The organism is Agrobacterium tumefaciens (genome assembly GCF_013337285.1).
Classification (GTDB): domain Bacteria; phylum Pseudomonadota; class Alphaproteobacteria; order Rhizobiales; family Rhizobiaceae; genus Agrobacterium; species Agrobacterium burrii.
The window spans coordinates 778,869-804,920 of the sequence record NZ_SUPW01000001.1 but is presented as its reverse complement, the minus strand read 5'-3'; the positions used below and the strand labels follow the sequence as shown (position 1 = coordinate 804,920).

Annotated in this window: 30 protein-coding genes; 19 read left to right on the top strand and 11 right to left on the bottom strand. The window is 60.3% G+C overall.

Annotation, left to right across the window (positions count from 1 at the left end):
* Window positions 1–42 precede the first annotated feature (42 nt).
* From ros to FCH38_RS03890, 3 genes are all read left to right on the top strand, one after another.
* Complete coding sequence (ros, locus tag FCH38_RS03900) at window positions 43–471, top strand: MucR family transcriptional regulator Ros (protein WP_003512037.1); 429 nt, start codon at window positions 43–45, stop codon at window positions 469–471.
* A gap of 390 nt (window positions 472–861) precedes the next feature.
* The gene (locus FCH38_RS03895; RefSeq protein ID WP_174372883.1) at window positions 862–1,299 is read left to right on the top strand and encodes a helix-turn-helix domain-containing protein; all 438 of its coding nucleotides are present in this window, start codon (window positions 862–864) and stop codon (window positions 1,297–1,299) included.
* Window positions 1,292–2,167, top strand: coding sequence for a DUF6456 domain-containing protein (locus tag FCH38_RS03890; protein ID WP_174372882.1), 876 nt, complete (start codon window positions 1,292–1,294; stop codon window positions 2,165–2,167). Before FCH38_RS03895 ends, FCH38_RS03890 begins: the two co-directional genes overlap by 8 nt.
* Before the next feature lie 3 nt (window positions 2,168–2,170).
* On the opposite strand, the gene FCH38_RS03885 is transcribed toward FCH38_RS03890, so the two are convergent.
* Together FCH38_RS03885 and FCH38_RS03880 are read right to left on the bottom strand one after the other, a co-directional pair.
* Entirely contained in the window at window positions 2,171–2,587 is a 417-nt protein-coding gene (locus FCH38_RS03885) for a SufE family protein (RefSeq protein ID WP_149898854.1), read from the bottom strand.
* A gap of 192 nt (window positions 2,588–2,779) precedes the next feature.
* On the bottom strand, window positions 2,780–3,205 hold the full coding sequence (locus FCH38_RS03880; RefSeq protein WP_149898855.1) for a DUF5330 domain-containing protein: 426 nt from the start codon (window positions 3,203–3,205) through the stop codon (window positions 2,780–2,782).
* Between the two features lie 485 nt (window positions 3,206–3,690).
* Here FCH38_RS03880 and FCH38_RS03875 point away from each other — a divergent pair, with 485 nt between their 5' ends.
* The 3 genes from FCH38_RS03875 to FCH38_RS03865 all read left to right on the top strand — a co-directional run bounded on the left by FCH38_RS03875 (window position 3,691) and on the right by FCH38_RS03865 (window position 6,743).
* A complete protein-coding gene (locus FCH38_RS03875; protein WP_174372881.1) occupies window positions 3,691–5,220 on the top strand; it encodes a sensor histidine kinase in 1,530 nt (509 codons plus the stop codon).
* Window positions 5,192–6,106 carry a peptidoglycan-binding domain-containing protein gene (locus FCH38_RS03870; RefSeq protein ID WP_174372880.1) on the top strand — a complete coding sequence of 305 codons (915 nt, stop codon included), beginning with the start codon at window positions 5,192–5,194 and terminating at the stop codon, window positions 6,104–6,106. Before FCH38_RS03875 ends, FCH38_RS03870 begins: the two co-directional genes overlap by 29 nt.
* Window positions 6,107–6,389: 283 nt before the next feature.
* A complete protein-coding gene (locus tag FCH38_RS03865) occupies window positions 6,390–6,743 on the top strand; it encodes a DUF1491 family protein (protein WP_149898858.1) in 354 nt (117 codons plus the stop codon).
* A gap of 22 nt (window positions 6,744–6,765) precedes the next feature.
* On the opposite strand, the gene FCH38_RS03860 is transcribed toward FCH38_RS03865, so the two are convergent.
* Window positions 6,766–7,704, bottom strand: a complete 939-nt coding sequence (locus FCH38_RS03860) for a DUF2336 domain-containing protein (protein WP_210267118.1) — start codon at window positions 7,702–7,704, stop codon at window positions 6,766–6,768.
* A 554-nt stretch (window positions 7,705–8,258) separates the two neighbouring features.
* Here FCH38_RS03860 and FCH38_RS03855 point away from each other — a divergent pair.
* Window positions 8,259–8,447: a hypothetical protein gene (locus tag FCH38_RS03855; RefSeq protein WP_174372878.1), complete on the top strand. Its 189-nt coding sequence runs from the start codon at window positions 8,259–8,261 to the stop codon at window positions 8,445–8,447.
* Between the two features lie 20 nt (window positions 8,448–8,467).
* Here FCH38_RS03855 and FCH38_RS03850 read toward each other — a convergent pair whose 3' ends face one another.
* The 3 genes from FCH38_RS03850 to FCH38_RS03840 form a co-directional block, all read right to left on the bottom strand.
* The gene (locus FCH38_RS03850; protein ID WP_149898861.1) at window positions 8,468–9,016 is read right to left on the bottom strand and encodes a DUF1254 domain-containing protein; all 549 of its coding nucleotides are present in this window, start codon (window positions 9,014–9,016) and stop codon (window positions 8,468–8,470) included.
* Window positions 9,009–9,596, bottom strand: a complete 588-nt coding sequence (locus FCH38_RS03845; RefSeq protein ID WP_149898862.1) for a DUF1214 domain-containing protein — start codon at window positions 9,594–9,596, stop codon at window positions 9,009–9,011. Before FCH38_RS03845 ends, FCH38_RS03850 begins: the two co-directional genes overlap by 8 nt.
* Window positions 9,597–9,707: 111 nt before the next feature.
* Complete coding sequence (locus FCH38_RS03840) at window positions 9,708–10,316, bottom strand: LysE/ArgO family amino acid transporter (protein ID WP_149898863.1); 609 nt, start codon at window positions 10,314–10,316, stop codon at window positions 9,708–9,710.
* Between the two features lie 130 nt (window positions 10,317–10,446).
* On the opposite strand from FCH38_RS03840, the gene FCH38_RS03835 reads away from it, so the two are divergent.
* Window positions 10,447–11,346 (top strand): LysR family transcriptional regulator ArgP, encoded by a 900-nt coding sequence (locus tag FCH38_RS03835; protein ID WP_174372877.1) that lies wholly within the window; start codon window positions 10,447–10,449, stop codon window positions 11,344–11,346.
* A 253-nt stretch (window positions 11,347–11,599) separates the two neighbouring features.
* On the opposite strand, the gene FCH38_RS03830 is transcribed toward FCH38_RS03835, so the two are convergent.
* The 3 genes from FCH38_RS03830 to FCH38_RS03820 all read right to left on the bottom strand — a co-directional run bounded on the left by FCH38_RS03830 (window position 11,600) and on the right by FCH38_RS03820 (window position 16,872).
* Window positions 11,600–12,895, bottom strand: a complete 1,296-nt coding sequence (locus FCH38_RS03830) for a serine hydrolase domain-containing protein (RefSeq protein ID WP_174373131.1) — start codon at window positions 12,893–12,895, stop codon at window positions 11,600–11,602.
* 25 nt (window positions 12,896–12,920) lie between these two features.
* The gene (locus FCH38_RS03825) at window positions 12,921–14,366 is read right to left on the bottom strand and encodes an alginate export family protein (RefSeq protein WP_174372876.1); all 1,446 of its coding nucleotides are present in this window, start codon (window positions 14,364–14,366) and stop codon (window positions 12,921–12,923) included.
* 319 nt (window positions 14,367–14,685) lie between these two features.
* On the bottom strand, window positions 14,686–16,872 hold the full coding sequence (locus tag FCH38_RS03820) for a PBP1A family penicillin-binding protein (protein ID WP_174372875.1): 2,187 nt from the start codon (window positions 16,870–16,872) through the stop codon (window positions 14,686–14,688).
* 265 nt (window positions 16,873–17,137) lie between these two features.
* On the opposite strand from FCH38_RS03820, the gene FCH38_RS03815 reads away from it, so the two are divergent.
* The 10 genes from FCH38_RS03815 to FCH38_RS03770 all read left to right on the top strand — a co-directional run bounded on the left by FCH38_RS03815 (window position 17,138) and on the right by FCH38_RS03770 (window position 24,003).
* Window positions 17,138–17,617 (top strand): YcgN family cysteine cluster protein, encoded by a 480-nt coding sequence (locus FCH38_RS03815; protein WP_149898868.1) that lies wholly within the window; start codon window positions 17,138–17,140, stop codon window positions 17,615–17,617.
* 112 nt (window positions 17,618–17,729) lie between these two features.
* Complete coding sequence (gene blaOXA, locus FCH38_RS03810; RefSeq protein ID WP_174372874.1) at window positions 17,730–18,554, top strand: class D beta-lactamase; 825 nt, start codon at window positions 17,730–17,732, stop codon at window positions 18,552–18,554.
* Window positions 18,555–18,596: 42 nt separating this feature from the next.
* A complete protein-coding gene (locus tag FCH38_RS03805) occupies window positions 18,597–19,202 on the top strand; it encodes a class I SAM-dependent DNA methyltransferase (protein ID WP_174372873.1) in 606 nt (201 codons plus the stop codon).
* Between the two features lie 163 nt (window positions 19,203–19,365).
* Window positions 19,366–21,951: a heavy metal translocating P-type ATPase gene (locus tag FCH38_RS03800; protein ID WP_174372872.1), complete on the top strand. Its 2,586-nt coding sequence runs from the start codon at window positions 19,366–19,368 to the stop codon at window positions 21,949–21,951.
* The gene (cueR, locus tag FCH38_RS03795) at window positions 21,948–22,370 is read left to right on the top strand and encodes a Cu(I)-responsive transcriptional regulator (RefSeq protein ID WP_174372871.1); all 423 of its coding nucleotides are present in this window, start codon (window positions 21,948–21,950) and stop codon (window positions 22,368–22,370) included. The genes FCH38_RS03800 and cueR overlap by 4 nt, the downstream gene beginning before the upstream one ends.
* Before the next feature lie 56 nt (window positions 22,371–22,426).
* Window positions 22,427–22,627 carry a heavy-metal-associated domain-containing protein gene (locus FCH38_RS03790; RefSeq protein ID WP_174372870.1) on the top strand — a complete coding sequence of 67 codons (201 nt, stop codon included), beginning with the start codon at window positions 22,427–22,429 and terminating at the stop codon, window positions 22,625–22,627.
* A gap of 30 nt (window positions 22,628–22,657) precedes the next feature.
* A complete protein-coding gene (locus FCH38_RS03785; RefSeq protein WP_336510788.1) occupies window positions 22,658–22,963 on the top strand; it encodes an AbrB/MazE/SpoVT family DNA-binding domain-containing protein in 306 nt (101 codons plus the stop codon).
* Window positions 22,963–23,322 (top strand): type II toxin-antitoxin system PemK/MazF family toxin, encoded by a 360-nt coding sequence (locus FCH38_RS03780; protein WP_174372868.1) that lies wholly within the window; start codon window positions 22,963–22,965, stop codon window positions 23,320–23,322. Before FCH38_RS03785 ends, FCH38_RS03780 begins: the two co-directional genes overlap by 1 nt.
* Window positions 23,323–23,402: 80 nt before the next feature.
* Window positions 23,403–23,672 carry a ribbon-helix-helix domain-containing protein gene (locus FCH38_RS03775; RefSeq protein WP_174372867.1) on the top strand — a complete coding sequence of 90 codons (270 nt, stop codon included), beginning with the start codon at window positions 23,403–23,405 and terminating at the stop codon, window positions 23,670–23,672.
* Window positions 23,662–24,003 carry a type II toxin-antitoxin system RelE/ParE family toxin gene (locus FCH38_RS03770; RefSeq protein WP_174372866.1) on the top strand — a complete coding sequence of 114 codons (342 nt, stop codon included), beginning with the start codon at window positions 23,662–23,664 and terminating at the stop codon, window positions 24,001–24,003. The genes FCH38_RS03775 and FCH38_RS03770 overlap by 11 nt, the downstream gene beginning before the upstream one ends.
* A 17-nt stretch (window positions 24,004–24,020) precedes the next feature.
* On the opposite strand, the gene FCH38_RS03765 is transcribed toward FCH38_RS03770, so the two are convergent.
* Window positions 24,021–24,269 carry a hypothetical protein gene (locus tag FCH38_RS03765; RefSeq protein ID WP_149898879.1) on the bottom strand — a complete coding sequence of 83 codons (249 nt, stop codon included), beginning with the start codon at window positions 24,267–24,269 and terminating at the stop codon, window positions 24,021–24,023.
* Window positions 24,270–24,445: 176 nt separating this feature from the next.
* Here FCH38_RS03765 and FCH38_RS03760 point away from each other — a divergent pair, with 176 nt between their 5' ends.
* Entirely contained in the window at window positions 24,446–25,834 is a 1,389-nt protein-coding gene (locus tag FCH38_RS03760; protein WP_174373130.1) for an MFS transporter, read from the top strand.
* 27 nt (window positions 25,835–25,861) lie between these two features.
* Here FCH38_RS03760 and FCH38_RS03755 read toward each other — a convergent pair whose 3' ends face one another.
* Window positions 25,862–26,035, bottom strand: coding sequence for a hypothetical protein (locus FCH38_RS03755; protein WP_149898881.1), 174 nt, complete (start codon window positions 26,033–26,035; stop codon window positions 25,862–25,864).
* Window positions 26,036–26,052: the final 17 nt, after the last annotated feature.

Here is a 26,052-nt window from a genome sequence, read left to right as displayed (position 1 = left end):
CGTTCGCCCGCTTCCGGAGATAAATAAACAGGAGATACTTAAATGACGGAAACTGCATACGGTAACGCCCAGGATCTGCTGGTCGAACTGACGGCGGATATTGTGGCTGCCTATGTTAGCAACCACGTCGTTCCGGTTACAGAGCTTCCCGGCCTTATTTCGGATGTTCACACGGCACTCAGCGGCACCTCGGCCCCGGCATCGGTGGCGGTCAATGTTGAAAAGCAGAAGCCTGCCGTCTCGGTTCGCAAGTCGGTTCAGGACGATCATATCGTCTGTTTGGAATGCGGCGGTTCGTTCAAGTCGCTCAAGCGCCACCTCACGACGCATCACAGCATGACACCGGAAGAATACCGCGAAAAATGGGACCTGCCGGTCGATTATCCGATGGTTGCGCCCGCCTATGCCGAAGCCCGCTCGCGGCTCGCCAAGGAAATGGGTCTCGGCCAGCGCCGCAAGGCCAACCGCTAATCGGATCTGCCTATTCTTCTCCCCGACCGGGGAGAAGGTGGCCCGAAGGGTCGGATGAGGGGGCAACGTCAGCGATAGACCGCACCCTTACCCTCTCAACCCGCTGCCGCGAACTTCTCCCCGGCGGGAGAAGGCGGCAAGCGGAGCCCGCCCGCTCCACATGCTCCCTTTGAAGCTGTCTTTACCGTCACATGAATGTCCAGCCGGTCCGTCGACCGGCTTTTTTATTGTCGCGTCGAATCTTGAGTGAGGAAAAAAATCCTTTATCGCTTGCGTCATTTCTGCAAAAATAAAGCTATATCAAGGATATATTCTTCCTCGTCAAATTCACGCTTCCCCACGGCCGTCCTCGGGTGTATGAATTAATTCCTATTCGTAGAGGAGTTGCATATGCCGTCGGATACATCGCCCCTGTCTGTCGCCGCGCGGCCATGCGCGCCGGTTACCGATCGTCATTTCCGCCGCTGGCCACTGGCTGCCGGGCGGGAGGAGATTTCCCGCATCTGCCGGCTGGTTCGGCAATTGACAGCCGAAATGGTGCAATTGACCGGTGAGCGTTTGGCCGGCCCCCGCTTGTCCGGGCACCGCGACAGGCGGCGCAGCGAATGCCATATCCGTCAGATCGCCATGTATGTGTGCCATGTGCAGCTCGGCATTGCCATGTCGGATATCGGCCCCTGTTTCGGCAGGGACAGAACCACGGTCGGCCATGCCTGCCAGGTGGTCGAGGATCGACGTGACGAACCGGCCTTCGACGAGTTCGTTGCCATGCTCGAGCGGCTCGCCGGCAGCATTTTCAACGTGATGAGGGGTGTTCGCGATGAGTGAGGCGAAACAGACACCCATCGCTCGCCCCGATCCCGTTCTCTTACGGCTGGTGCGTTTTATCGCGGCTGGCGCGGCTGAAGCGTTGGAAGAGGGTGGCGAAACGGTATTGCGGCGGCGTAGTGCAGCCAAAGAGGGGGCAGCGAAAGAAGGGGTTGGGAAAGAGAGGGAAGGGCGTGAGAGATTGCGATTCCCGGCAGCGACGGTGAGGCTTGCCGTCGCATCGGGTCTGGTCGTCCGGCAGGGCGACACGCTTTTAGCCGCAGCGCCGCTCTCGGCCTATCTGAGGCGCGCGATCGCGAAGGATCGCGACGAGATTTTTCAGGAGCAGCACCGGGATGTGCAGACAGTGATCGTGGATGTCGGCGAGGGCAGGCAGCCCGCCCGGCACAACCTCAAAACCTCGCCTTTGACCAGCCTGTCTCGCCTGAAGGAGCGGGACGGCACGGCCTTCTTTCCGGCTGACGCCTTACAGGCGGGAGAACGTCTCGCCGCTGATTTTCACCGCGCGCATCTCAACCCCAGGGTCACCGCGACATGGGAACCGCGCATTGCGAACCGAACAAAGGGGGAGGCGGGCGGTGCGCTCGATCTCACCGAGGCTGCGATGGCCGCACGTGTGCGGTTTTCCCGTGCGGCGGATGCGATGGGGCCGGAACTGTCGGGCGTCGCCATCGATATTTGCTGTTTCGAAAAGGGTCTGGAAACGGTGGAGCGGGAGCGGCAATGGCCGGCGCGGTCGGCAAAACTGCTGCTGCGCGCCGCACTCCTGTCGCTTGCCCGGCATTACGTGCCTCAGGCCAACCGCTCAAAAAGAGCAAGCCACCATTGGGGGGATGACGATTATCGCCCGTCCATCATCGCGGGCTGAAGATCAGGCGGCCAGCAGCCTGGCTTCCTCGCGGATGCGCTTGACCATGGAACGCAGGCCATTGGCGCGCTGCGAAGAGAGATGTTCCACCAGCCCGATCTTGTCGAACACCTGGATGGCATCGAGACCAGCGATTTCGGAGGCCTTTTTACCGGAATAGACGGCAAGGACGATGGCAACGAGGCCGCGCACGATATGCGCATCGGAATCGCCCTCGAAGGTCATGAGAGGGTCTTCCGCACCGTCGCTATGGCTGACGAGCCAGACCTGGCTGGCGCAACCCTGCACCTTGTTTTCAGCGGTGCGCTTGTCTTCCGGCAGATCGGGCAGCGCCTTGCCCAGTTCGATGACATAACGATAGCGATCCTCCCAGTCGTCGAGGAAGGCGAAGTCATCAAGGATCGTTTCGAGAGAGGCCATTTGCGCGCCGTATCGTCCACTATTGCATATCTTGGCTACGATATAGGGCAAGTGCGGACGGTTTTGAACCATCTGGCCATGAAAAAGCCCACGGAAAACAGGTTTCCGTGGGCAAGTCTGGCAGGCAGTCACGCAGACGGACATATCCGGCTGCAAGGAAGGGGCGGTGCGGCGAGGCGCGACCGCGAAATATCAGGGGGCAGGGCGCTTCTGCGGCAGGGGAATGACGGTGCCGGTCTTCAGCATGTCGGTATTCCCGGGAAATTCGACGCTGATGGCCGGGGCTTCGGCCAGTTTTTCGGTCTCGGCGACGATCTGCGTGGCGGGAGCGGTTTTGTCACCGGCGGCAAGCTGCGCGTCGAGCAGTTCATAGGCGACCTTGGCGCCTTCCTTTGCCCGCTCACCCAGCGCATGGAAGGTTTCCGCACCCTTGATGCAGACGTCGGGTTTTTCGATGCAGATGGCGCTGACATAACGATAGGCCTCACCGGCGGCCGAAACGGCGCTGGGAAGATCGAATGCCGAAGGTTCCTTGGTGGGGTCGTTGTAGCTACCGAAATAGGACAGCGCCACCAGCACCAGCGAAAACCAGAATGTTCCTTTGATCAGAAACCACATTGTCAGACACCCTGCCAGATGATCTTTGTTTTGAAGCCCCGCCCGGTTTCGGGTCATTGGCCTTTGTCCCGTTTTTCGGGCTTGGGGAGAAGCTACAGGCGACCGGCGAACAGCCAATTGCAAAAAGCGGCGCAATTTAATTCAAATTGTATCTATTCTCCTCGCATCGGCACGTGCGCCATCAATTCATTCGCATTTTAACAGTCCATGTTAAGCATAATTGCGACAGAGCCCGCGCGTTCCCGGCCAAAGCGGCGGCACGCTTTGCCACAAAGGTTAACGCGATGGCAAAAATGAAGCGAAATCCGTCGCTTACCCGTCATTAACCATGATTGGCAAAGCTTCGAATAAATGCCCCGTATTGGGACTGCGGCGCATTTGAAGGCCGTTTGCGGCCATTCTTTTTATCCATTCCTTAAGCCGCCGCCTTCTATTGTCGGGGCCATAAGATCCGCCTCAGGGATTCGGTATTGGTATTGCGTAATATGAGAGAAAAAGCGGTCGCACTGGTCGACCATGCCGCGGGCAGATGGCTTGCGCGTATGGAAGAGGACGCTGAAAGGCGCGCCGGAACCGTTGCGCGCCTGCGCCGCCTGATTGCCTTCGGTGCTGTCGGCCTTCTGGTTGTGCCCGCCCTCTTCAGCCTCGTCTTCAGCCCCGCCATCGCGCTGCCCATTGGTGCTGCCCTGGTGCTGGCGCTGTTTCTATCCGCCGCCGCCCTGTCGATTGCTTTTTCCCGGCCGCTGCGTGGCGTAGCATCCTCGTCCGCTCCTGCGGCTGATGACGACCTTGTCGCAGCATCGCAGGTGCCGGGCCTCGTGCTCACCATCAATGAAAACGGCCTGGTCGAACGTGTCTCCGGTCGTGACCGTGAGAAATTTCCGGTCGAGCTTCAGGCCTGCAAAGACCATGTCTTTGCCGAATATGTTTATGTGTCTGATCGTATCGAACTGATGCAGGCCTTTGATCTTTTGCGGCAGGGCGAGGACAAGGCCAGCGCCGAGCTTCGGTTTGAAACCGGCGCGAAATCGCGCCCGGCGCAGTTCATGCATGCGCGCATCGAAATGACGGCGATCCGCAGCGCGTCCGGCCGGCTGCGCCGCGTCGTCGCCCAGCTTTCCGATGTCACCGAGATGGAGTTGCTGCGCCGCGATGTCGCCCGCAAGGCGGCGGAGGCGGAATCGGCCAATGACGCCAAGTCACGGTTCCTTGCCGCCGTCAGCCACGAGCTGCGCACGCCGCTCAACGCCGTCCTCGGTTTTTCCGATATTCTGGCCGGCGAATATTTCGGCCGGCTGGAAAATGATCGTCAGCGCGAATATGTCGGCTTGATCCGCCAGTCCGGCGCGCATCTCCTGTCGGTGGTCAACACCATGCTGGATATGAGCAAGCTGGAAGCGGGCCGCTACGAGCTGCTGATGGAAAGCTTCCCGATTTCCGAAACCATCGCTTCCTGCGAGGCCATGCTTGGTCTGCAGGCCAGGGAAAAAGGCCTGACTTTGACCAGCCGCATCCAGCGCAATATCGGCGAAATCTCCGCCGACCAGCGCGCCATTCGCCAGGTTCTGATCAATCTGGCCGGCAATGCCATAAAATTCACCGATGCGGGTGGTGTTGTATCGATCGATGCGGCGCGCGAAGGCAAGATGCTGAAGCTGACGGTCAGCGATACCGGTATCGGCATCGCCGCCGACAAGATTGACCTGCTGGGCCAGCCCTTCATGCAGGTTCAGAATGAATATACCCGTCGCTATGAGGGCACGGGTCTCGGACTATCCCTGGTCAAGGGGCTGGTGGCACTGCATGGCGGCACCTTCGTCATCGCCAGCCAGCCCGGCGAGGGGACGGTCGTAACAATCATGTTGCCTGCCGATGGTTCCGGCATGGCGGGTGGCGAAGACGCTGAAACTGAATGCATGGTGGAATTTCCGCCGCGCATCCGTCAACTCGGCGAAATGGCTGCGATTATGAAAAAGGATGGTGACGATGGCCCCGCGAAAGCGAAAATCGCCTAAGAAAACAACGGCCCAGATTGGCGCCGGGTTTGTTTCCTTGGTGGTTACGGCCATCGGGCGCGAAGTCCTGCGCCATCCGAAACTGGTTGGCGGCTGCGGTGCCTTCGCGGTCGTCTTCGGTTTTGTTGCGGCCAATGCGCTCTGGTACCAGCCGGGCATTCACCCGTCTCCCTTTCTGCGCACGCGTGATGCAGAAAACCCGAACGGGATCGCCGGCTATCGCCCCGCAGAGCCGCTCGGCACCCACGGCAACGTCACCACCTTTCGCATAGAGCGGCCGGCCGAGACGGAAGCGACGCAGCCACCGGCCGCCGAGACTGCGGCGTTGCCGCCAGCCGAAAGCCAGAAGCCGCAGCAGATCGTTGCCGATATTCAGGGCGAACTCAAAAAACGCGGGCTTTACGAAGGCGACGCGGATGGCCGCATGGGGCCGAAGACCGCCGCCGCCATCATGTTCTTCGAAGAAACCCTTGGCATGGAACAGACCGGCGAGCCGACGACCCGCGTGCTTGCCGCCCTCAGGATCGACGGCGCCACGGTTGCGGCAATTCCAAAGGACCGGCCGTCCGACACCAACACCGGCGGCGGAGTGGAAATCGACCCGGTCGCAGCCGCCATCCGCAAGGCGGAAGCGCCGCGCCCCAAGGCCGAGCCGGTGTCGCTCAACAGCGCGACTGCCGCTGCCAAGCCGGCAAGCAGCGCGCTGATTGCCAGGATCCAGCAGGGGTTGATCAATATCGCCTATGCTGACGTGAAGGTGGACGGCGTGGCCGGCCAGCAGACCCGCAACGCCATCCGTGCTTTTGAAAAACACTATCGCCTGCCGGAAACCGGCGAGCCGAGCGAAGTGGTGCTGAAGAAACTTAAGTCGATCGGGGCGCTTTGAGGTTTTAGCCTCAGGAGGTTCGTTGATGGCGGGCCGGAGTGGGTGTGGCTCACCCCCCTCTGCCCTGCCGGGCATCTCCCCCTCAAGGGGGGAGATCGATCTGTGGCGAGATCTCGCCCATCGCAAAGCTTGAAAATGAAGTGGCGGTAGAGCGTCTTGCCGATCTCCCCCCTTGAGGGGGAGATGCCCGGCAGGGCAGAGGGGGTAAACCCCACGCACCTCAATCCGTTGACAAATCCAACATCGAGAGCACGTCCCACTCTTTCCACCGAAAGCACCACCAATGCGCCTCAAATCCGAAATCTTCGTCTCCGCCCTCATCCGCCGCGTTTTCGCCGCCGGCGGATTTGCTGCCATCGAAAAGAAGGGTGCGGAGGAGGCGGGTGCGATCTTCATCCGCCAGCGCCTGCGCGACGGCCGTGAAAACCTCTATGGACCGGCGCCGCAAAGCTTCGCCGATGACGAGGAAATCCGCGCCGAGCGCCGTTTTGAAACGCGCCTTGCCGGTGCAGAGGCTGAGGAAAGCGCCGCTCTTCTGGAGAAGGAACGGCGCTTCGACAGCGATCTGTGGATCGTGGAGATCGAGACGGATGAGATTGGCACTTTGCTGACGCTGGTGGACCAGCCGTCGGCCTAGACGGCTAAGCGACGATTACCCCTCACGTCCCCGTTCTGTGAACGACAGTTACGCCGCCACGCGGCCGCTCGCGGCCATGCGTATAGCTATCCGCCCGACGCCAGCTTTCCACCCGCTCTTCGGACTCCACGATGTCGAGACGGTCGAGCAGGGCCTCGGCGCGGCTCATGTCGCCCTCTGTGGCGGCCAGATGCGGATAGAAGCATTGCAAGACGAAGGCGGCTTCGGAAAACTCCATGCCAAGCCCGGTAAGCGTGGTCGCAAGCTGCGCGCCGGAAATATCGAGCATGATGCGTTCCGACAGCCAGTAGCTGGATGACAGCGAATCCGATAGCGCAATGGCAAACTGCCGTGCATTGCGTTCACGGGCGAAACGCACGAGCAGGGCTTCCTGCACGTCGCTCAGGCGGCGCAGGCCAAGCACGTCACTTTCCGGGCGGTTGAGATGATGCGCCATCTGCTTGATCCGCTGACGCATTTCCTCTTCGAGCGCGGATGCGGCGTCAATTTTCGCCGTGGTCTCAGGGATGGCCATATCAGCCGTTTCGACGGCTGCTGCCGCCACCTGCGGTTCGGCGGCAGTCGTCGGCTCATCCGGCCGCTTCAGATCTTCGGCATGCCGCAGGCCAACCAGCGCATCGATGACGGTGGGGGAGAGGTCGTCGCGACGTACGATGGCGCGGGCATGCGCGGCACCCTGCGTGCGGGCAATGGTAATCAGCGTCTCGTCAGTGAGGCACTTCGAGGAGATAAGGAAGGGGGCAGCAAGCGAAATCGGCTGGCAGGCGATGAAGAAGGCGACAGCCGAAGGCACGCTCGGATGCTGCGACAGCGCGGCGATCGCTTCGCGCTTGGCTTCCTCGGTGGAGGCATTAAAAAGCGGCATGAAAAGCTCGGCGAATTGCCGGAGGTCCGTTTTTGACGGATGGGACACAGACTCGAAATTCGTCACCGTGGCCATAAGCACCACATCTTTCTTCCTAATGGCTCTTGGCCTCTCAAGTTCTCGAAACCGGTCGGTCAACGCACTACCCAACAAACGCAAACACAATATCGGCTCAAATTAGAGCAAATCCGTTGACGTCCTGTTAACTATGGGGGGTGGCAAGAGATATTCTGCCTCTATCAACAAGGAAATTTTAAAACCTTCATGACGGAAAAAATGTCATGGAACTTTGCCGCATCGCCTTTGTTTTCAACGGGTGCGGCCCTTTCGGCGATAAATTGGCGTCCAGCGATTAGGGTTAACGGATCATTAACCTCTGTCTGTTTGTAATTTCATGGGCAGTATTAGGATTCCATGTTATTCTGACGTTCGGAATAAAAGCCAAAATGGCCGCGAAATGCCTGAATGTCCGCATAGTCCCGCGCTAAAACCTTCTGCGGTTTTAGGGACATGCGAAAACCAGCCTGTGGGCTGGATTATGCGCAATGTGATGGTGATGAAATTCCCGACGCAAGACGAGGCTTGCGCGGTTCCCATAGGCAACATTGACTCCCGAAGAGGAGAGAAGCATGGCAGACATTATTCCAATCGGCGACGCCCGACGAAGCCTGCGCCCCGCCGGCATCGCGGCCAAGGTGATTGGCCCCGCAAAGGTGGTGCTGTTTACCGGCGTACGTTATGAGAAGCGCGAAACCGAGCCCGCTGGCAAGGTCGTGCGCAAGGGCAAATCCGCACCGGAAACGGCTCTGAAATCCTGATTATATGTAAAAGACCGGCGTTATTTCCACGGCGTCGGCTGGCATTTCGCTTCGTTCAGGAAACGTTCGGCTTCTTCCCCGAAGCTTGGCTGCGGCACCAGGGTCCGCAACACCACATATCCTTCCGTCTGATCCGATTCCGCCAGAATGGCCTGTGAGAGCGATGGCGGCTGCGCCTTGCGAATGGCGGCTATCTGCACCGCATCGGCGACCAGAATATCCATCACCCCGCCAGCAGACGTGCGGTCGTTCATGCTGAACACCTCGTTCGAGGCCCTGTCGTAAACCGCGACCGACCAGAACGGCACGGCGCCAAGTGCGGTGAGCCGGACAGGTTTTTCTTCGATATTAAAAGTACAGACCGCGACCCGCATGAAGGGGTCGCCGCTGCCAAGCGTCTTCTTCTCGGTCGTCTCTTCGAGCAGGTGAAACAGATGCGGCTTTCCTTCCGCCACCGCGCGGGTATAGGCATCGCGATTGCTGAAATGCGGTATCGCCAGAAGAATGATGACGTGCAGCACGGCGGCGGCGACGAGGCCGGTGAGGATGGCGAGCAGGACCCTAAGCATTGCCACACCCCAGCTTGCGGATTTGCGGCATGGCGATATCGATCAGGCCGGAACTGCCGGCGACCGGCGTATCGAGCAGCGTCATCACCAGCTTGAATGTCTGGCCCTGCGGGACCGCCAGCCAGTTATAGGCCTGGGCGTCGGGAGCGATGGTGATGTCGATGCCGCCATCCGCACTGCGCAGAAGCGTGCGGGAATTCAGCGCAAACGGCCGCCCGGCATCTTCCGCCAGCACATTGCCCTGCTGATCGGCGGTATAAAGCGTCCAGAACCGCGAAGGTGGCACGGCGCCGGCCAGCCGGTAACGGCATTCGCCGCTGAGCCGCTGGCCATCGCTGTCGACGGAGGCGGTAAAGGCCAGCCCCTCGGTCGTGCCATAAAGCAGCCTGCCGGCATCGGCGCGGTGCGATTTGGCGTAAGGGTCAGCCTCGATTGTCTGTGCTTCGGGAAACGCGTCCCAGGAACCGATGCGGATCGATCCGAAACCGGATGTCGCCTCAAGTGCTGCGAGCGTTACGGCAATACCGCCGCCAAAGGCGATCAGAAGGGCAATGCCGACAAGGAATGGAACTCGGAACACGCTGTTTTCCCGTTTTTGAACAGGTCGAGAACTATCACTGATTCCCCGTTTGGAAAATGGTGCCCTTTGTTTAGTCTTTGTGAAAATGAGGGGAATTGCGAATTCCGGTTCTCACGCACCCATGACCAGCTTGAAGGCGATGGCCCACATGGTAACCGCGATGACGCCTTCGAGAATGCGCCAGGCGGAAGGTTTTTCGAAGACCGGTCGCAGCCAGCGCGCGCCATATCCCAGCGAAAAGAAGAACAGCACCGAACCGGTGGCCGCACCCGCCGCAAAGGTCTTTTCGAAGCCGGGAAATTGCGTGGAGATGGTGCCGAGCAGCACGACGGTATCGAGATAGACATGCGGATTGAGAAAGGTGAGCGCCAGACAAATGGCCAGCGTCTGCCACAGGCTCGCCTCCTGCCGCTCAGCCACCGACAGCGCTTCGGATGAACGCAGCGCCGAATGCAGGCTTTTGGCGCCATACCAGATAAGGAAGGCAGCTCCGGCATAACGCATGATGGGATCAAGCGCCGGCATGACGGCGCTGATCCGCTGAAAACCGAAGACTCCAACGGTGATCAGCAACGCATCGGCAATGGCGCAGGTGGCGCAGACCGCGAACACATGCGAGCGCGCCAGCCCCTGCTTCAGAACAAAAGCATTCTGCGCGCCGATGGCGACGATGAGGCTCAGACCCATCGTCAGGCCGGTGAAGAAGATTTGTATATCCATGCGCGTCGGGAGCCTCTTGTCTCTGTCCATGCGGAATGGCGCAAGCCGTCGCCTGCGGACCGAGTACTTGGATATTGAGATGGGATGGTTTAATCCAGTTAAATAAACTCAACCTAGATAAGTGTGGCTAATGCTAGACTATCCCTCCATGCGGGCCGTGGCGCTCGTTGCCCAGACCGGCAGTTTCGAAAAGGCGGCGCAGCTGCTCTTCGTCACGCCATCAGCCGTCTCGCAGCGTATCAAACAGCTGGAGGAGCGGCTGGGCGTGGTGTTGATCGTGCGCGGCAACCCTTGCGTTGCGACGGAAAAGGGCGAGTGGCTCTGCCGGCATATGGACCATGTCGGCATGCTGGAAAGCGAATTGTTCCGCCAGCTTCCGGCGCTTGCAGAGGCGGGATCGGTACAGGAGCGTGTGACGCTCAACATCGCCACCAATGCTGATAGCCTCGGTACATGGTTTCTCAATGCGGTTTCGAAATTCACCGGCAGCAACGATTATCTCGTCAATATCGCGGTGGATGATCAGGATCACACGGTGGAATGGCTGCGCGGGGGCAGGGTGCTTGCCGCCGTCACCGCCCACGCCAAGCCCGTGCAGGGCTGCCGCGTCACACCACTTGGTGTGCTCAGATATCACGCTACCGCCAGCCCGGATTTCATAACCCGCCATTTCGCCGATGGCGTCACGCCCGCAGCCCTTGCCCGCGCCCCGGGACTGACCTTCAACCAGAAGGACAGGCTGCAGGCGAGCTGGATCAGGCAGGCGCTGGGAGAAGACGTCTCCTATCCCACCCACTGGCTGCCCTCGACCGATGGTTTCGTGAAGGCAAGCCTTGCCGGCATGGGCTGGGGGCTCAATCCGGTGCAGCTGGTGGCGGAGCATTTGAGGGAAGGGCGGCTGGTGGAGGTTGTTCCCGGCACACCGTTCGATATTCCGCTTTACTGGCAGGTCAATCGTTTGGCCGCCGACCGTCTGGCGGCGCTCACCGCCAATGTGGTGGAAACGGCACGGGCGGCGTTATTGGTGTGAAGCATCGTGGGAAAAGGGGAGCGTGGAGTGTGTGGCTCACCCCCCTCTGTCCTGCCGGACATCTCCCCCACAAGGAGGGAGATCGACCCGAGGCGAGGTCTCGCCCATCTCAACGTTTGAGATTGAAGTGGCGGTAGAGCGTCTTGCCGATCTCCCTCCTTGTGGGGGAGATGTCCGGCAGGACAGAGGGGGGTGAGCCACACACTCCGACAGAAATCTTCAGGCGATGCGCCCCGACTTCACCGCCGTGCCCTCACGGCGTCCCCACCCGTGTCATCAAATGACGCGCCACGGCCTCATAAGCAGGCAGCGATGTCGCGTCGTTGGCGGCATTGCCGGCGACGGGATGCGAGGAAAAGCGGGCGATGACCATATCGGCTGCGGGGTCGATGTAGATTGCCTGGCCGTGCACGCCACGCGCCATGAACGCGCCGTTGGCATTGTGGGTGACCCACCACATGGCACGATAGCTCCAGCCCTGCAGCGCCGGATAACCGCCCTTCGCAAAAGCCGCCTTGTCTCCGCCGTTGCGGATATTGTCGATCGCCTTTTGCGGAATGAGACGCTGGCCATCCACGACGCCGCCATCGAGCAGCAACCGGCCGATGCGTGCCATGTCGCGCAATCCGGCATTCAGCCCGCCGCCGGCAAACGGCGTGCCGGTGGAATCGACGGTGTAATAGGCGTCCTGTTCGGCGCCCATCCGGCTCCAGATCCGCTCCGAGAGCAGCTCCGCCACCGATTTTCCCGAGACGCGGGCGATGATCCAGCCGAGCGCATCGCTGTTGATCGTCTTGTAGCCGAAGGCGGAACCGTGTTCCCCCTGTTTCACCACCGTCTTCAGATAATCGAAATAGCTGCGTGGCCCTTCATAACCCTCGGGTTTGGGAAGAGGGTTGCCGGCCGCCGAATAGGTCCACACATCGGCATTGGGATCGGCATAGTCCTCGCTGTAACGCAGGCCCGTCGTCATATCGAGCACCTGCCGGATCGTCGCATCGCCGAAGGCGCTTTTTTCAAGTTCGGGAACGACGGTCGCGACCTTGGCATTCTCGTCCAGTGTACCCTCGGCAACCAGCATCTCGCCCAGAAGCCCGGTCAGCGACTTCGTCACCGACATGGCGCCATGTTGCCCCGCATCGTTGAGGCAACCGGAATAGCGCTCATAGACAAGCACGCCCTTGTGCAGCACGACGATGCCGTCGGTATAATTGGCCGACAGCGATTGTTGCCAGTTCATGTCCCGGTCTGCGCCGGTCGGCCGGAATGTCACGGCATCGATGGCGGGATCGAGCTTGCGCTCGAGCGTTGCGGGTGCGCCGAGGCCGCGGCTCACATTGACCGTTGGCATCAGCTGACGGAAATGGCAGACCGTCCAGCGCGATTTCGGAAAGTTGAAATAGTCGCTGTCCGAGAAGCGGATTATTTTGTCTTCCGGTGGCGGAAAGCCCTGCATCCAGCCGAGTTTGGTCGGGTCTGACTGCTCGGCCGAAAGCGGCGTGGCGTTCTGGCTGGACGCGGCGTAAGGGTAGGCCAGAACGGGCAGCATGGTCGCAAGAACGATCGACAGGGTTTTAGAAATTGACGATGACATTGACGAAGCCTCCAAGCCAGTTCGGCGAATTGTCTGCGGTCAGGGAATTCATGCCCTTGCCGGGGAAGGAAATGCTGACGCCCGCCGTGAGATAGGTGTTGGGATTGATAACGCGTGAATATTCCAGATAGATATCATCGGCGAGATGGTGGTCGCCCACGCCGGCAACCGGAGTGGGCGTGCCGTCTATGGTGTCGAGGCGTGTGCCCTGGCCGAACTGGATCGGGCTGTTCAGCTCATTGGCGCGGATATGTGCGTAGCGCAGCGTCCACGTGTCGGCCTGCGTCGGTTTCACCTGCAGGCTGATCTGATGCGCATTGACGTTCGAATTCAGGAACATCATGGAAGATTTCGTGCCCGTCGACCATGCGCTCGGATTGCCTTCGTAATAGAGCGGGTCGAAGCGTTCCAGACGCGAGGTCGAAGGATCGTCGCCGGAGAAGGTCTGGTAGCTGTAGGCGATGGTCGGCGTCCACGAAACCTCTTCGAACGCATAACCGACCTGGGCGCGGCCGCCCCAGGCCCTGAGGTCGATATCGGGGTTCCACTGATAGGCGATATCGCCACCGATGAAAAAACCCGGCAGGGGCGCATCGAACGGATTGGTGCGGGTATAGGCGTTGATGAAGCTCAACCCCTCGCGCGCACCCGGCATGATGACAGGCGCGCCGATGCCGCCAGCCGCGGTCCGGGGGTAGGGCGAGCCGGATTCCGGAACATGGCCGAACGTAACGCCGGCATATCGGCCCTCCTGCGGTTCATAACGCAGATCCGCTCCCACGATCTTCGTTCCGCTGTCCTTGTCGGATAATTCATTCGCGTCGATGAAAAAGGCCGTCGCCGTCAGGTCATCCTTGCCGAACCGGAGGATGGCGGCCTGTTCCCATGCTTTTCTCGGCCCAAGTTTCAGGGCGCCCCGCTCGAAACCGCTCGAACCGCCATTGGCGATCAGCATGCCTGTGCCGGTCTGGAACGGACGCGGCCCGAGGGAAATATCGAAGAAGGGGCCGGTTTCAGCTCTGGAGCGCAGGCCGAGATAGCCGTCTTCAAGTGTGATGGCGCCTGTGCCGCCGGCATCGAAGGCATCGGTGCCAAGCGTGCCGGAGGCAACGGCGGAAATCTTTCCATAGATCTGGAGCCGCTCGCCGGCATCGGCGGTGAAACCAAGGCCGGGCATCAGGTAGCCTTCAAGCCAGCGCGTGTCGCTATCGAAGCCGGCGGACGGAGCGAAAGTATCGGCGAAGTTCCAGAACAGGTTCTGTTCGGCCACGGCGTTCACGCCGGCCTGAAAATGCAGGCGCAATTCGAAGCCAGGCTCGTCGATCAGGAGCATGGGATCCTGCGCACGGGCCGCATGGGGTGCAAGCCCAAGGCCAGCAGCAAGAACAGCCGCTACCGCCCGCCTTGCATTTCCCGCATCGTTCATGCCGTCCTCCGGGATCGCTTTGTGACCAGACAGAAATAACCGCATTCACTTAGACATGAATTGGTCGGAATGGTCTATTCAATCTTGGAGTGTAGAAAGACGATTTCGTGTTCTTATTCTCCGGTGCGAGAATATTTTTGGTCGCGCGCAATGTAAATTAACCTGTAGGCCGTCGATGCTTGAGTTATCTTTCTCAAGAAAATGCGCTGACGCCATCCTAGTGGTGTAATATACAGCCTATGATTGTTTGAAATGGAAGCGATCCAGCCCATCAGCCGGTCTGAAGGTCGCGCAGTGCATAACCCGGTATCCGGACATCCTAACGCCGCCCAGCCTCGCCCACGCCTTCCCGCAGCGACGCATCCGCCACCTTTTGCGTCGTCACGCTCAGGGCCGAAGCATCCTTCATCTTCTTGGCGATGGAGCGGATGACGCGTGTCGCCTCGGCCGAGAGCGAACGCGGGCGGGTTAGCGCCGGCATGGCGGGCGTGCTGGCGGATGCGACTTGCGCCGAGGGTTGCGGGCGCGCGCCCGTCGGCAGCGGGTTCTGGATGCCGGGGATCGGGCGCAGTTCCATGCCCTGATGGGCGTAGTCCATCAGCCGCTTGTAGGTCATGGCGGGAAGCGCGCCGCCGGTCATGTTGTTCATCGGCGTGAACTCGTCATTGCCGAACCAGACGGCGGTCGTATAGTTGCCTGTAAAGCCCACATACCAGGCGTCGCGATAGGCCTGCGAAGTGCCGGTCTTGCCGCCGGAGACGATGCCGTTATCCAGCGCCCCGCGCCGGGCCGTGCCCATCACCGGAATGGTCACCAGCATCTGGTTCATCTTGGAATTGGCGTCTTCGGAAAGCACCCGCTTGGCGGGCGGCTCGTCATGGCTGAAATCGTAGAGAACGTTGCCTTCGTAATCCATCACCTGCTCGATGCCGTGACGGCGCGACTGCATGCCATCGGCCGGGAATACGGCATAGGCTGTGGCCTGATCGAGAACGGTGACTTCCGAAGTGCCGAGCGGAATGGTCTTGTCGCTGCGCAAGGGCGTAGCGACGCCCATGGCCTTGGCGGTATCGACAATCACCTGCGTGCCGAGCACATCCTTGGCGAGCCGCACAGGCACGGTATTGTAGGATTTGGCGAGCGCCATCTGCAGCGTTACCCTGCCGGCATAAGAACGGCCATAATTTTGCGGCGACCACCCGCGCCATGTCACCGGCGCATCGGAAATCAGCGTGTCCGGCTTCATGCCCTTTTCCATCGCGGCCGAGTAAGTATAGACCTTGAAGGAAGAGCCGGGCTGGCGCAGCGCCGCCGTGGCGCGGTTGAACTGGCTTTCGCCATAGTCACGGCCGCCGACCATGGCGCGCACGCCGCCGCCGTTTTCAATCATCACCATCGCGCCCTGCTTGACGCGGTAACCCTCGCCATATTCACGCAGTTCCATTTCCATCGCCTGTTCCGCCGCCTGCTGCAGGCCGGTATCGATGGTGGTGCGCACAACGACGGTGTGATCCCTAAACTTGCCTTCGGCGGCCAGCCGCTGGACCTCGTCGAAGGCCCAGTCGAGGAAATAATCCGGCGCCTTCACATCGGCGCGGTCAATGACGGTGGCCGGGTTGCGCCGCGCGCCGATCACCTGGCCCTCGGTCATCAGCCCGCTCTGCACCAGGTTGGAAAGCACGGTATTGGCGCGGGCGCGGGCCGCCGGCAGGTTGACATGCGGCGCATATTTGGCCGGCGCCTTGAACAGGCCGGCCAGAATAGCGGATTCGGCGAGCGTCACGTCGGTCAGGTTCTTGCCGAAATAAAACTGCGCCGCGGCCGCAGCGCCAAAGGTGCCGCCGCCCATATAGGCGCGGTCGAGATAAAGGCTGAGGATTTCCTTCTTCGACATGTTGCTCTCAAGCCAGAGCGCGAGGAAGGCTTCCTTGATCTTGCGCTCCAGCGAGCGCTCATTGGTGAGAAACAGGTTCTTGGCGAGCTGCTGCGTCAGCGTCGAGCCGCCCTGCACCACGCCGCCGGCGCGGGCATTTTCGCTCATGGCGCGGGCAAGGCCGATGAAATCGATGCCGAAATGATCGAAGAAACGCCGGTCTTCGGTCGCCAGAACCGCTTTGATGAAATGGTCAGGCATCTGGTCGATCGGCACAGAATCTTCATGGATGATGCCGCGATGGCCGATGGTGTTGCCGTAACGGTCAAGGAAGGTGACGGCGAAATCGCCGCGATAACGCCAGTCCTTCTTTGTCTCTTCGAAAGCGGGCATCGCCAGCGCCAGAAGCACGACTGCACCTGCCGTTCCGAAGGTCAGCGCATCACAGGTCAGGTTGACGACAAGTTTCTTCCAGCCGCGCACATGCAGTTTGCGCGAGGCGATGGTGACGTCTTCCCAGAAATCCACTAACCGTACCGCAGCCGTCCACAGGCCGCTATCGATGAAGCTATCGATCCGGAGCAGGATATGCCGCTTTTTGCGGCCGTTTTTATCGTCTTTTTCTTCCTGCACCTGGCGATGTTTTCCTGTTCAACGCAACGCGGCCCGTCGATATGCCTGCCTGATATTCCTCTTCCAACCCATTCCCGACGCAAAAGCGTGGCATGGTTATGTCGGAATTGCTTGACGTGGCGACTTCTTGCGGGCCAATGACCCTCAGCCGCCGCCAATATGCTAAAATATCGTACAAACCAGCCCTTGGCGATACGATATAAAGGATTAGGGACCGGTTAAACACTCCCGTCCAAGAGATCAAAATGAAACGGAAATGTTAACGATGAATGACGCGCCGTTCTGGAAAACCAAATCGCTCACCGAGATGACCGGCGAGGAATGGGAAAGCCTGTGCGACGGCTGCGGCCTGTGCTGTCTCAACAAGCTGGAAGACTGGGACACCGGCGAAGTGGTGTTCACCTCGGTCCGCTGTGTGCTGCTTGACGGTGAAAGCTGTCGATGCTCCGACTATGAAAATCGCCGCGCCACCGTGCCGGACTGTATCCAGCTTGACCTGAAGAAGGTGCATGAGATCGGCTGGCTGCCGCCCACCTGCGCCTATGCGCTGGTGCGTGACGGCAAGGATCTGTACTGGTGGCACTATCTCGTCTCCGGCGATACGCAGACGGTGCATCAGGCCGGCATTTCGGCACGTGGCAGAACCGTCAGCGAGGCCGATGTGGATGTTGACGACTTCGAGGATTATGTGGTCGATTGGCCCCTGACAGTGGGTGAGAGGGCAGGCGAAAAGGAACGGACTTGACGGAAAGTGTGATTTTTCGTTTTGGTCCTATTCCTGCCCCATCAGTCACCTAGACCGCTCTCACCATTCAGGCAAATGATCCGCAAAATGCGGACGAGGGACATCAAAACGCATGCGCTACCGGCTGCCCGCCATCGTTCTTTCGTGCCTTGCCCTTCCGGGCTTCCTGCCGCTTTCCGCCTATGCCCAGCAACAGCCGCAGGCGTTTGAATGCACGCTGGTCACCTCCATCGAGACGGGGGCGGTCATCAACCAACAGGGCGCCTGCGACCAGCGCGTCGCCCCGGCCTCCACCTTCAAGGTGCCGCTGGCGCTGATCGGCTACGATGCCGGCATCCTTCAGGATGAAAAGTCGCCCGCCTGGGACTGGAAACCCGGCACGGAGGCCCGCGCTTCGGACCGTAAGACGGTTGATCCCACCATATGGGAGCAGGATTCGGTGCTGTGGTACTCGCGCGAAGTCACCCGCCGTCTCGGCCCGGAAAAATTTGCCGCCTATGTAAAGCGTCTCGGTTACGGCAATGCCGATGTTTCCGGCGAACCGGGCAAGAATAACGGGCTGACCCATTCCTGGCTCGGTTCGTCGCTGACCATCTCACCGGTGGAGCAGGTCGGCTTCATCCGCCGTCTGCTGGCCGGCAACCTGCCTTTTTCCCGCGATGCGCAGGCAAAGACCCGGGCGATCGTTCCAACGTTCGATGCGCCGGAAAGCTGGGCCGTGCATGGCAAGACCGGCACCGGCTATATGCGCGATGAAAAGGGCAACCCCGACCGTAACCGTCCTTTCGGCTGGTTCGTCGGCTGGGCGGAGCGGGAAGGCCAGCACATCGTCTTCGCAAGGCTGCGCGTTTCCGACAAACCATCCAACGAACCGCTCGGCCCTGCCGTACGCGACGCCTTTTTGCGTGATATTCCGCGGCTGGCGGTGCATCGGTAAGAACGGCGCGGCCGAAATGCCCTGAAAAAAGGACATCAGGAAATGTCGAACGCCTCCCGCGATGTCATCGGGCTCTATACCGAACACGGCGCTGATTTCGACAAGGAGCGCGGCCGGTCCCTTGCTGAAAAACCCTGGCTGGACAGGTTCACCTCGCTTTTGCCCGGCGGTTCCATTCTCGATATCGGCTGTGGTTCCGGTGAACCGATTGCCGGCTATTTCATCGCCAATGGCTATGACGTCACGGGCATCGACGCGTCCCTGCCGCTGATCGAACTTTGCCGCAGCCGGTTTCCGGAAAATCTCTGGGCGGTTGCCGATATGCGCGAGCTGGCTCTCGGTCGCCGTTTTGACGGTTTGATTGCCTGGCACAGTTTTTTCCACCTGAAGCCCGAAGATCAACGCCTGATGTTCGGCATTTTCCGCCAGCACGCCAATGACGGTGCTGCCTTGATGTTCACCGCCGGGCCGGGCCATGGCGAAGCGATTGGCACGTTCCATGGCAAGCCGCTCTATCATGCCAGCCTTGCACGCGAGGACTATGAAAGCCTGCTCGCCGCACACGGGTTCCGGCTTCTCGATCACATCGTCAATGACCCGCAATGCGGTGGCGCAACGGTTTATCTCGCCAGGCGCGTGACGGCCTGAGAGGCGACCGCGCGGTTACCCGACGGAAAAGGTAAACGGCGGAAATTCCTGCTTTTATGGCTGTTTTCTGTGCTCACGATTGTGTGTTCAACAAAAAGCTTGCCCATACCTTGACCTTCCCATCATGGGAAGCCCTACATAGGGTCTCGAAAGGGGATTTCCCATGAACGAGACAGTCAGACACGCCCATTCGAACCAACCGGTTTCCATTCCCGTGGAAGGCATGACCTGCGCGTCATGCGTGCGGCGGGTGGAAACGGCCGCGGCCAAGGTGCCGGGCGTCGCCTCAAGCTCCGTGAACTTCGCGACAAAGAAGCTCACCGTGGAGCCGGCCGAAGGATTTTCGGCCAGGACGCTTGGCGCCGCCATCAAGAAGGTCGGTTACGATATCGCGCCGGACCGGCATGAATTTGCCGTCGAGGGTCTGCGCAATGACGCGGATGCCGGGCGGTTGAAGTCCGTTCTGGACGCCGTCGCCACCACCGTCGATGTGAAGGTCGATGCCGCAGCCGGCAAGGTCGCGGTGGAAACCATCGGCGGCCGACGTGAGCGGGATGCGCTGGTGGAAACGGCAAAGCTCGCCGGCTTTGCGCTGACGACACGCAAGCCGCACGATCATTCCGCCCATCAAGACCACAGCCAGCACCACGGACGTCATCAAGGCCACAACCAGATGGCAGCGGCCGGCGAAAGCGGCGGCCACGACCATATGCAACATGCCGGTGAGGAGGGCGCGCTGAAACGCGACCTGACGATTGCCGCCATCCTGACGGCACCGCTTTTCGTGCTGGAAATGGGCGGCCATCTCTATGAGCCGATGCATCACTGGCTGATGGGCATCATCGATACGCAGAACCTTTATTACATCTATTTCGTGCTGGCGACGGCGGTGATTTTCGGGCCGGGCCTGCGCTTCCTCAAGACCGGTTTTCCAGCACTTTTGCGCGGCGCGCCGGAAATGAACTCGCTGGTGGCGCTGGGTGTCACGGCGGCCTATCTCTATTCCGTGGTGGCGACCTTCGCGCCCGACCTGCTGCCGGCAGAGGCGCAGTTCGTCTATTATGAAGCGGCCACCGTTATCGTAACTCTGATCCTCACCGGGCGGCTTCTCGAAGCCCGCGCCAGCGGCCGCACGGGAGACGCCATCCGCAAGCTGATGAGCCTGCAGGCGAAAACCGCCCGGGTGGAGCGCGACGGTGCGACCATCGATATTTCCCCTGACGATCTGGTGACGGGCGATATCATCGTCATCCGTCCCGGTGAAAGGCTGGCGGTGGATGGCGAAGTCGTCGAAGGCTCGTCCTATGTCGATGAATCCATGATATCCGGCGAACCCGTGCCGGTGGAAAAGACGGTCGGCGCAACGGTCGTCGGCGGCACCATCAACAAGACCGGCGCCTTCAAATTCAAGGCGACCAAGGTCGGCGCGGATACCATGCTGTCGCAGATCATCCGCATGGTGGAGGAGGCGCAAGGTTCGAAGCTGCCGATCCAGTTGCTGGTCGACCGCGTCACCGCGCTGTTCGTGCCTGTCGTCATCGCAATCGCTGTCCTGACCTTCATCGTCTGGGCGATTTTCGGCCCTGAGCCCGCCTATACATTCGCGCTGGTCAATGCGGTGGCGGTGCTCATCATTGCCTGCCCCTGCGCCATGGGTCTTGCCACGCCGACCTCGATCATGGTCGGCACCGGCCGGGCGGCGGAGCTGGGCGTGCTGTTCCGCAAGGGACAGGCCCTGCAGGAACTGCGCTCGGCGCAGATCGTCGTGGTCGACAAGACCGGTACTGTCACCAAGGGCCGCCCGGAACTGACCGATCTGGTGGTTGCGGAAGGGTTTGCCGATAACGAGGTCTTGGCGCTGGTCGCTGCCGTCGAGGGCCGTTCGGAACATCCGATTGCCGAAGCGATCGTCCGGGCTGCGGAAGAAAAGAATGTGGCGACCTCTGCGGGGTTCGAACCTGCCACTGTCGAGAACTTCGAAAGTGTGACGGGTTACGGCATAGCCGCCACCGTCAATGGCCGCAGGGTCGAAGTCGGCGCGGATCGTTACATGGCTAAACTCGGCCATTCCGTGGGTATCTTCGCTGAAGCCGCCGCAAGGCTGGGTGACGAGGGCAAGACGCCGCTTTATGCCGCCATCGACGGCAGGCTGGCAGCCGCAATTGCCGTCGCCGATCCGCTGAAACCGTCAAGTGTCACCGCCATCCGGGCGCTGCAGGCGATGGGTATCGAAGTGGCGATGGTGACGGGCGATAATGAACGCACGGCAAACGCAATCGCCCGACAGGTCGGCATCTCCCGCGTGGTGGCGGAAGTGCTGCCCGAAGGCAAGGTGAAGGCGATCCACGAGATGCGCGCCGGCGGCAGGGTGCTGGCCTTCGTCGGCGACGGCATCAATGATGCACCGGCACTGGCCGAAGCCGATATCGGCATCGCTGTCGGCACCGGCACGGATGTCGCCATCGAAAGCGCCGATGTGGTGCTGGTTGGCGGCGATCTTCTGGGGGCGGTCAATGCCATCGAGATGAGCCGGGCGACCATGCGCAACATCAAGGAAAACCTGTTCTGGGCCTTTGGTTATAACGTGGCGCTGATACCGGTTGCGGCGGGTGTGCTTTATCCCGCCTTCGGCATCACGCTGTCGCCGATGATCGGCGCGGGCGCCATGGCGCTGTCCAGCGTCTTCGTTCTTGCCAATGCGCTGCGGTTGAAACGGGCGAAGGTTGCGCACAGGGAGGTGACATCGTGAATATCGGCCAGGCATCCGAAGCATCGGGCGTTTCCGCCAAGATGATCCGTTATTACGAGCAGATCGGCCTCATCACCCCTGCCGCCCGCACCGGCAATAATTACCGGGTCTATGGCGAGCAGGACGTGCACAATCTGCGCTTCATCAAGCGGGCGCGCACGCTCGGTTTCTCTCTGGAAGAAACCGAGACGCTGCTGAAACTCTGGCAGGACAAGAGCCGTGAGAGTTCGGCGGTGAAGGAAATCGCGCTCGTCCACATCGCCGATCTGGAGCAGAAGATCGCCGAGATGAAGAGCATGGTGAAGACCCTGTCCCATCTCGCCCATTGCTGCGGCGGCGACCACCGGCCCGATTGCCCCATCCTCGATGATCTCGCCGGCTCTGAAAAGAACGCCGGGAAGCCCGCAAGAACCCACTGAACTGCAATGACAGCCGGCGCGACCACATCGCTACCGGTCAAAAAGGAGAAAAAACCATGAGTGCAACCACCTTCCTCGTTTCGGACATGACCTGCGGCCATTGCGAAAAGACCCTGCGCGGCGCTCTCGCCGACGTGCTGCCCCACGCGTCTGTCAGCATCGATCTCGCCACCCACAAACTCACGGTGGCGGGCGACGCCGCAACGGCTGAAGCGGCGATCCGCGATGCCGGTTATTCGCCGGAAAGGGTGAGCTGAAAGGCGGCTTCCGTTTGCGAAAAGGTAAAAATGTGCTACATATGTTGCACAAAATTGGAGTGCAGGCGGATGACCGTAACGACGAGAATAAGACGTCAGGGCGGGGCGGCGGTGATGACCATCCCGCCCGCTCTTTTGAAAATGCTGGGGCTGGAAATCGGTGAGCAATTGACCCTTGAGGTTGATAACGGTGCTCTGGTCGCAAGCCCTCTACGGCCGGAAAAGAAGCGCTTCACACTCGCCGAGTTGTTGGAGGGTGCTGAAGAAGTCGCCGCGCTGAATGCAAAGGCACAGCAGTGGGATGAAGCGCCGCCAGTCGGCAAAGAAGCGCTTTGATGGTCCGCAGCCAGGTTCCGAAACGCGGCGACGTCTATCTGGTCGACCTGAACCCGGTTATTGGCAGTGAAATCAAGGACGAACACCGCTGTATCATCATCACGCCGAGGGAAATCAATGCGGTCGGCCTATGTCTCGTCGTTCCCGTAACCACCGGCGGGATGTTCACGCGCAAAGCAGGGCTTGCCGTGAACATATCGGGCCACAGAACAACCGGTGTCGCGCTTTGCAATCAGGTGAGAAGCATGGACATCGTTGCCCGTGTTGCCCAGAAGAAAGCGAAATACATCGAAACCCTTGATGATGCGACGATCGATGAAATAGCCGGGCGTATTATCAGCATGATTGATCCTGCATGATCAATCTTCGCGGCCGCTGGTGGAAATGCGTAAAATGTGCTACTGAGTAGCATCACCCTCCATGCAAAAGGAGTGCCGCAATGTCCGTCAAGGCATCCGTATCCATTTCCGATCAGCAGAATAGCTTCGCCCGCCGGCTGGTGGAGGAGGGGCGTTATGCCAGCCTCAGCGCCGTGGTCCAGCGCGGGCTGGAATTGCTTCGACAGGAAACCGAACTAAAGGACGCCGAAATCGCGGCGCTTCGTGACTTGCTGGCTGAACGCGGGCAGGGGGAGTTCATCTCCATGGAGGATGGCAAGGACAGAACCGCGGCCATGATTGCGGCCAAAAAGGCCGGCTATGGCCTTTAAAGTCCTGCGTTCGACACAGACGGACAAGGACCTCGGCCTCATTCTCGACCATCTCGTCCAGTCCTATCTCGATCTTGGCGATGCTTTGCCGGCCGCCTTCACGCGGGCTGCACGACGGGTGGGATCGATTGAGGCGGATATGGACGCTCTTCACAAAGCGCCGTTTCAGGGAACGCTAACACCAGAATTGCTACCCGGCCTTCGCCGGGTAACGAAAAATCAGGCAGTTTTTTATTTCGATGTCGATGAGGGCGAAAAGACCGTGCGTATTCTTGCCGTCTTCTTCGGCGGGCAGGACCATCAGCGCCATATGCTGCAGCGCCTTGCATAAGGCTCCGGCAGCCCTGATTAAACCTCGTCGAAAGCCCCGCCTTCCCGCGAGGGATTGCGGTTGATCACGCGCTCTTCTGCGTCGTCGGGAAGGGCCTCGTCGCTTTCCTGATAGGGGTCATCCTCGCTCTCGGCCTCTTCCTCCTCGATTTCCTGTTCGATGGATTGCGGAATTTCTCCCTTGGCGGGAAGCGCATCGACGTCGAGGTCGAGCAGATCCTCGTCCATGGCGTCTTCGTTGAGCGGCATGATTTTCTTGCGGTCCATGACGATATCCTTTCTGTCGGTTCTTCAGCAAACGGTCGGGCGGGCGCAGGGTTCCTGCCGCCAGCCAATTCCTTCAAACCAGATTACGTGAAAAAGCCGTCTTGACCTCAATGGTGCTTGAGGTTCTAGTTTGTCCGCCGTATCGCAAAAACGGAAAGGATACGGCTTTGACGAGTATGGAAATGACGGAGAAAAACGGCTGGGGCGAATTACTGAGCGGGGCGAACCTCTCGCTTCTGACCGTCATTTCCTCCGGTATAGGTCTGCATGCCTTCAACCAGTTCGCGGTGGTGACGGCCTTGCCCGTTGCCGTCAACGAAATTGGCGGGGCTGCCTATTACAGCTGGGCCTATAGTCTCTATTTCGTTGGTTCCGTGGCGGGTGGCGTCACCGCCGTGCTGTTTCGAGAGCGTTTTGGCGCACGCGCCGTTTTGCTTCTGTGCTGCCTGATCTTTTCCTTCGGTTCGGTCCTCTCGGCAATCGCCGGGGATTTTTTATGGGTTGTCGTCGGCCGGGCGTTGCAGGGGCTGGCCGATGGGCTGATCGTGGCGGTGTGCTACAGCCTCATACCTGCCGGTTTCCGCTCCGGCCTGTTGCCGAAGGTCTTTGCCATCGAGGCGGCGATCTGGGCGGTCGCTTCCTTCATCGGCCCGCTGACGGGTGGTTTCGCCACCGAACACATGTCCTGGCGCGCTACCTTCCTACTGTCTGCGCCGTTGATTGTGCTTTTGCTGGTCTACACGACCGTTGCCGTTTCGGCCGAGCGACCGGTGGCAGCGACGCGCAAACCGATGGTGCCTCTTGTTCTCTGCCTTGTTGGCGCATTGGCCTTTTCCGCGCCTTCCGCCTTTGAGGATGCGAGCCTGCGGGCGATCTCCCTGCTGGCAGGAGCTGCGCTGTTGTGGGCGTCGTTGCGAATGGGCATCCGGCCGTCCTTCGGCCTGTTCCCTAAGGATTCCTTCCAGCTGAAAACGGTGCTCGGCGCCGGTTTCTGGGTGTTGTTCCTGATGTCCTATGCCCATGCGCTGGGCAGCGTCTATCTCGCTTATGTCGCCATCAATCTCTGGCACTATGAGCCAACCTTCGCCGGCTTCATTGTGGTGACGATGCCGCTTGCCTGGAGCTTCGTGGCGATGCTGATCGGCAGCTTGCGGTCGGCTCGTCTCAGGGAGTTTTGCCTGCATTACGGCCCTTACCAGATGGTGCCGGGCTGCGCCTTGCTGGGGCTGGGGCTGGCAAACGGAAACTGGGGCGAAATGTTGCTGGGGCAAATCCTGATCGGGTCTGCCTTCGGCATGTCCTGGGCCGGCATCAGTCAGGCCGCCATGGAGGCAGCTCCGGAGGAAGAGCGCAAGATGACCGGCGCATTGCTTCCCACGGTCGCGACGCTGGGTGCGGCGGCCGGCGCGGGTGCAAGCGGCACCGTCGCTGCCGCGACCGATCTCGTTGCGCAGATCGAGCGTGCGGATGTGATGATGCCGATGGTCTATCTCTACGGGCTGGGTGCCGCCGTGTCGCTCGTTGCGCTCCTGACCGCCCGCGGGCTGCGAAGCGCACGGGGCTGAGCACCGGTTTCCGGCCAAGGCGAGGGGTTAAGACTGCGTGGCGGCGATGGTGATCGCCGCCAGATAAACGACGAAGGACATGATCGCGATCGCGCCGATAATGATGATGATGCCCTTGCCGGCGCGTTTTTTCTCGGCCTTGTTTTCATTGGCTTCGGTCGGAAACAGGATGGGATCGCGGGTATCGCGGATTTTGGTCATGCCGTTGCTCCTTTTTG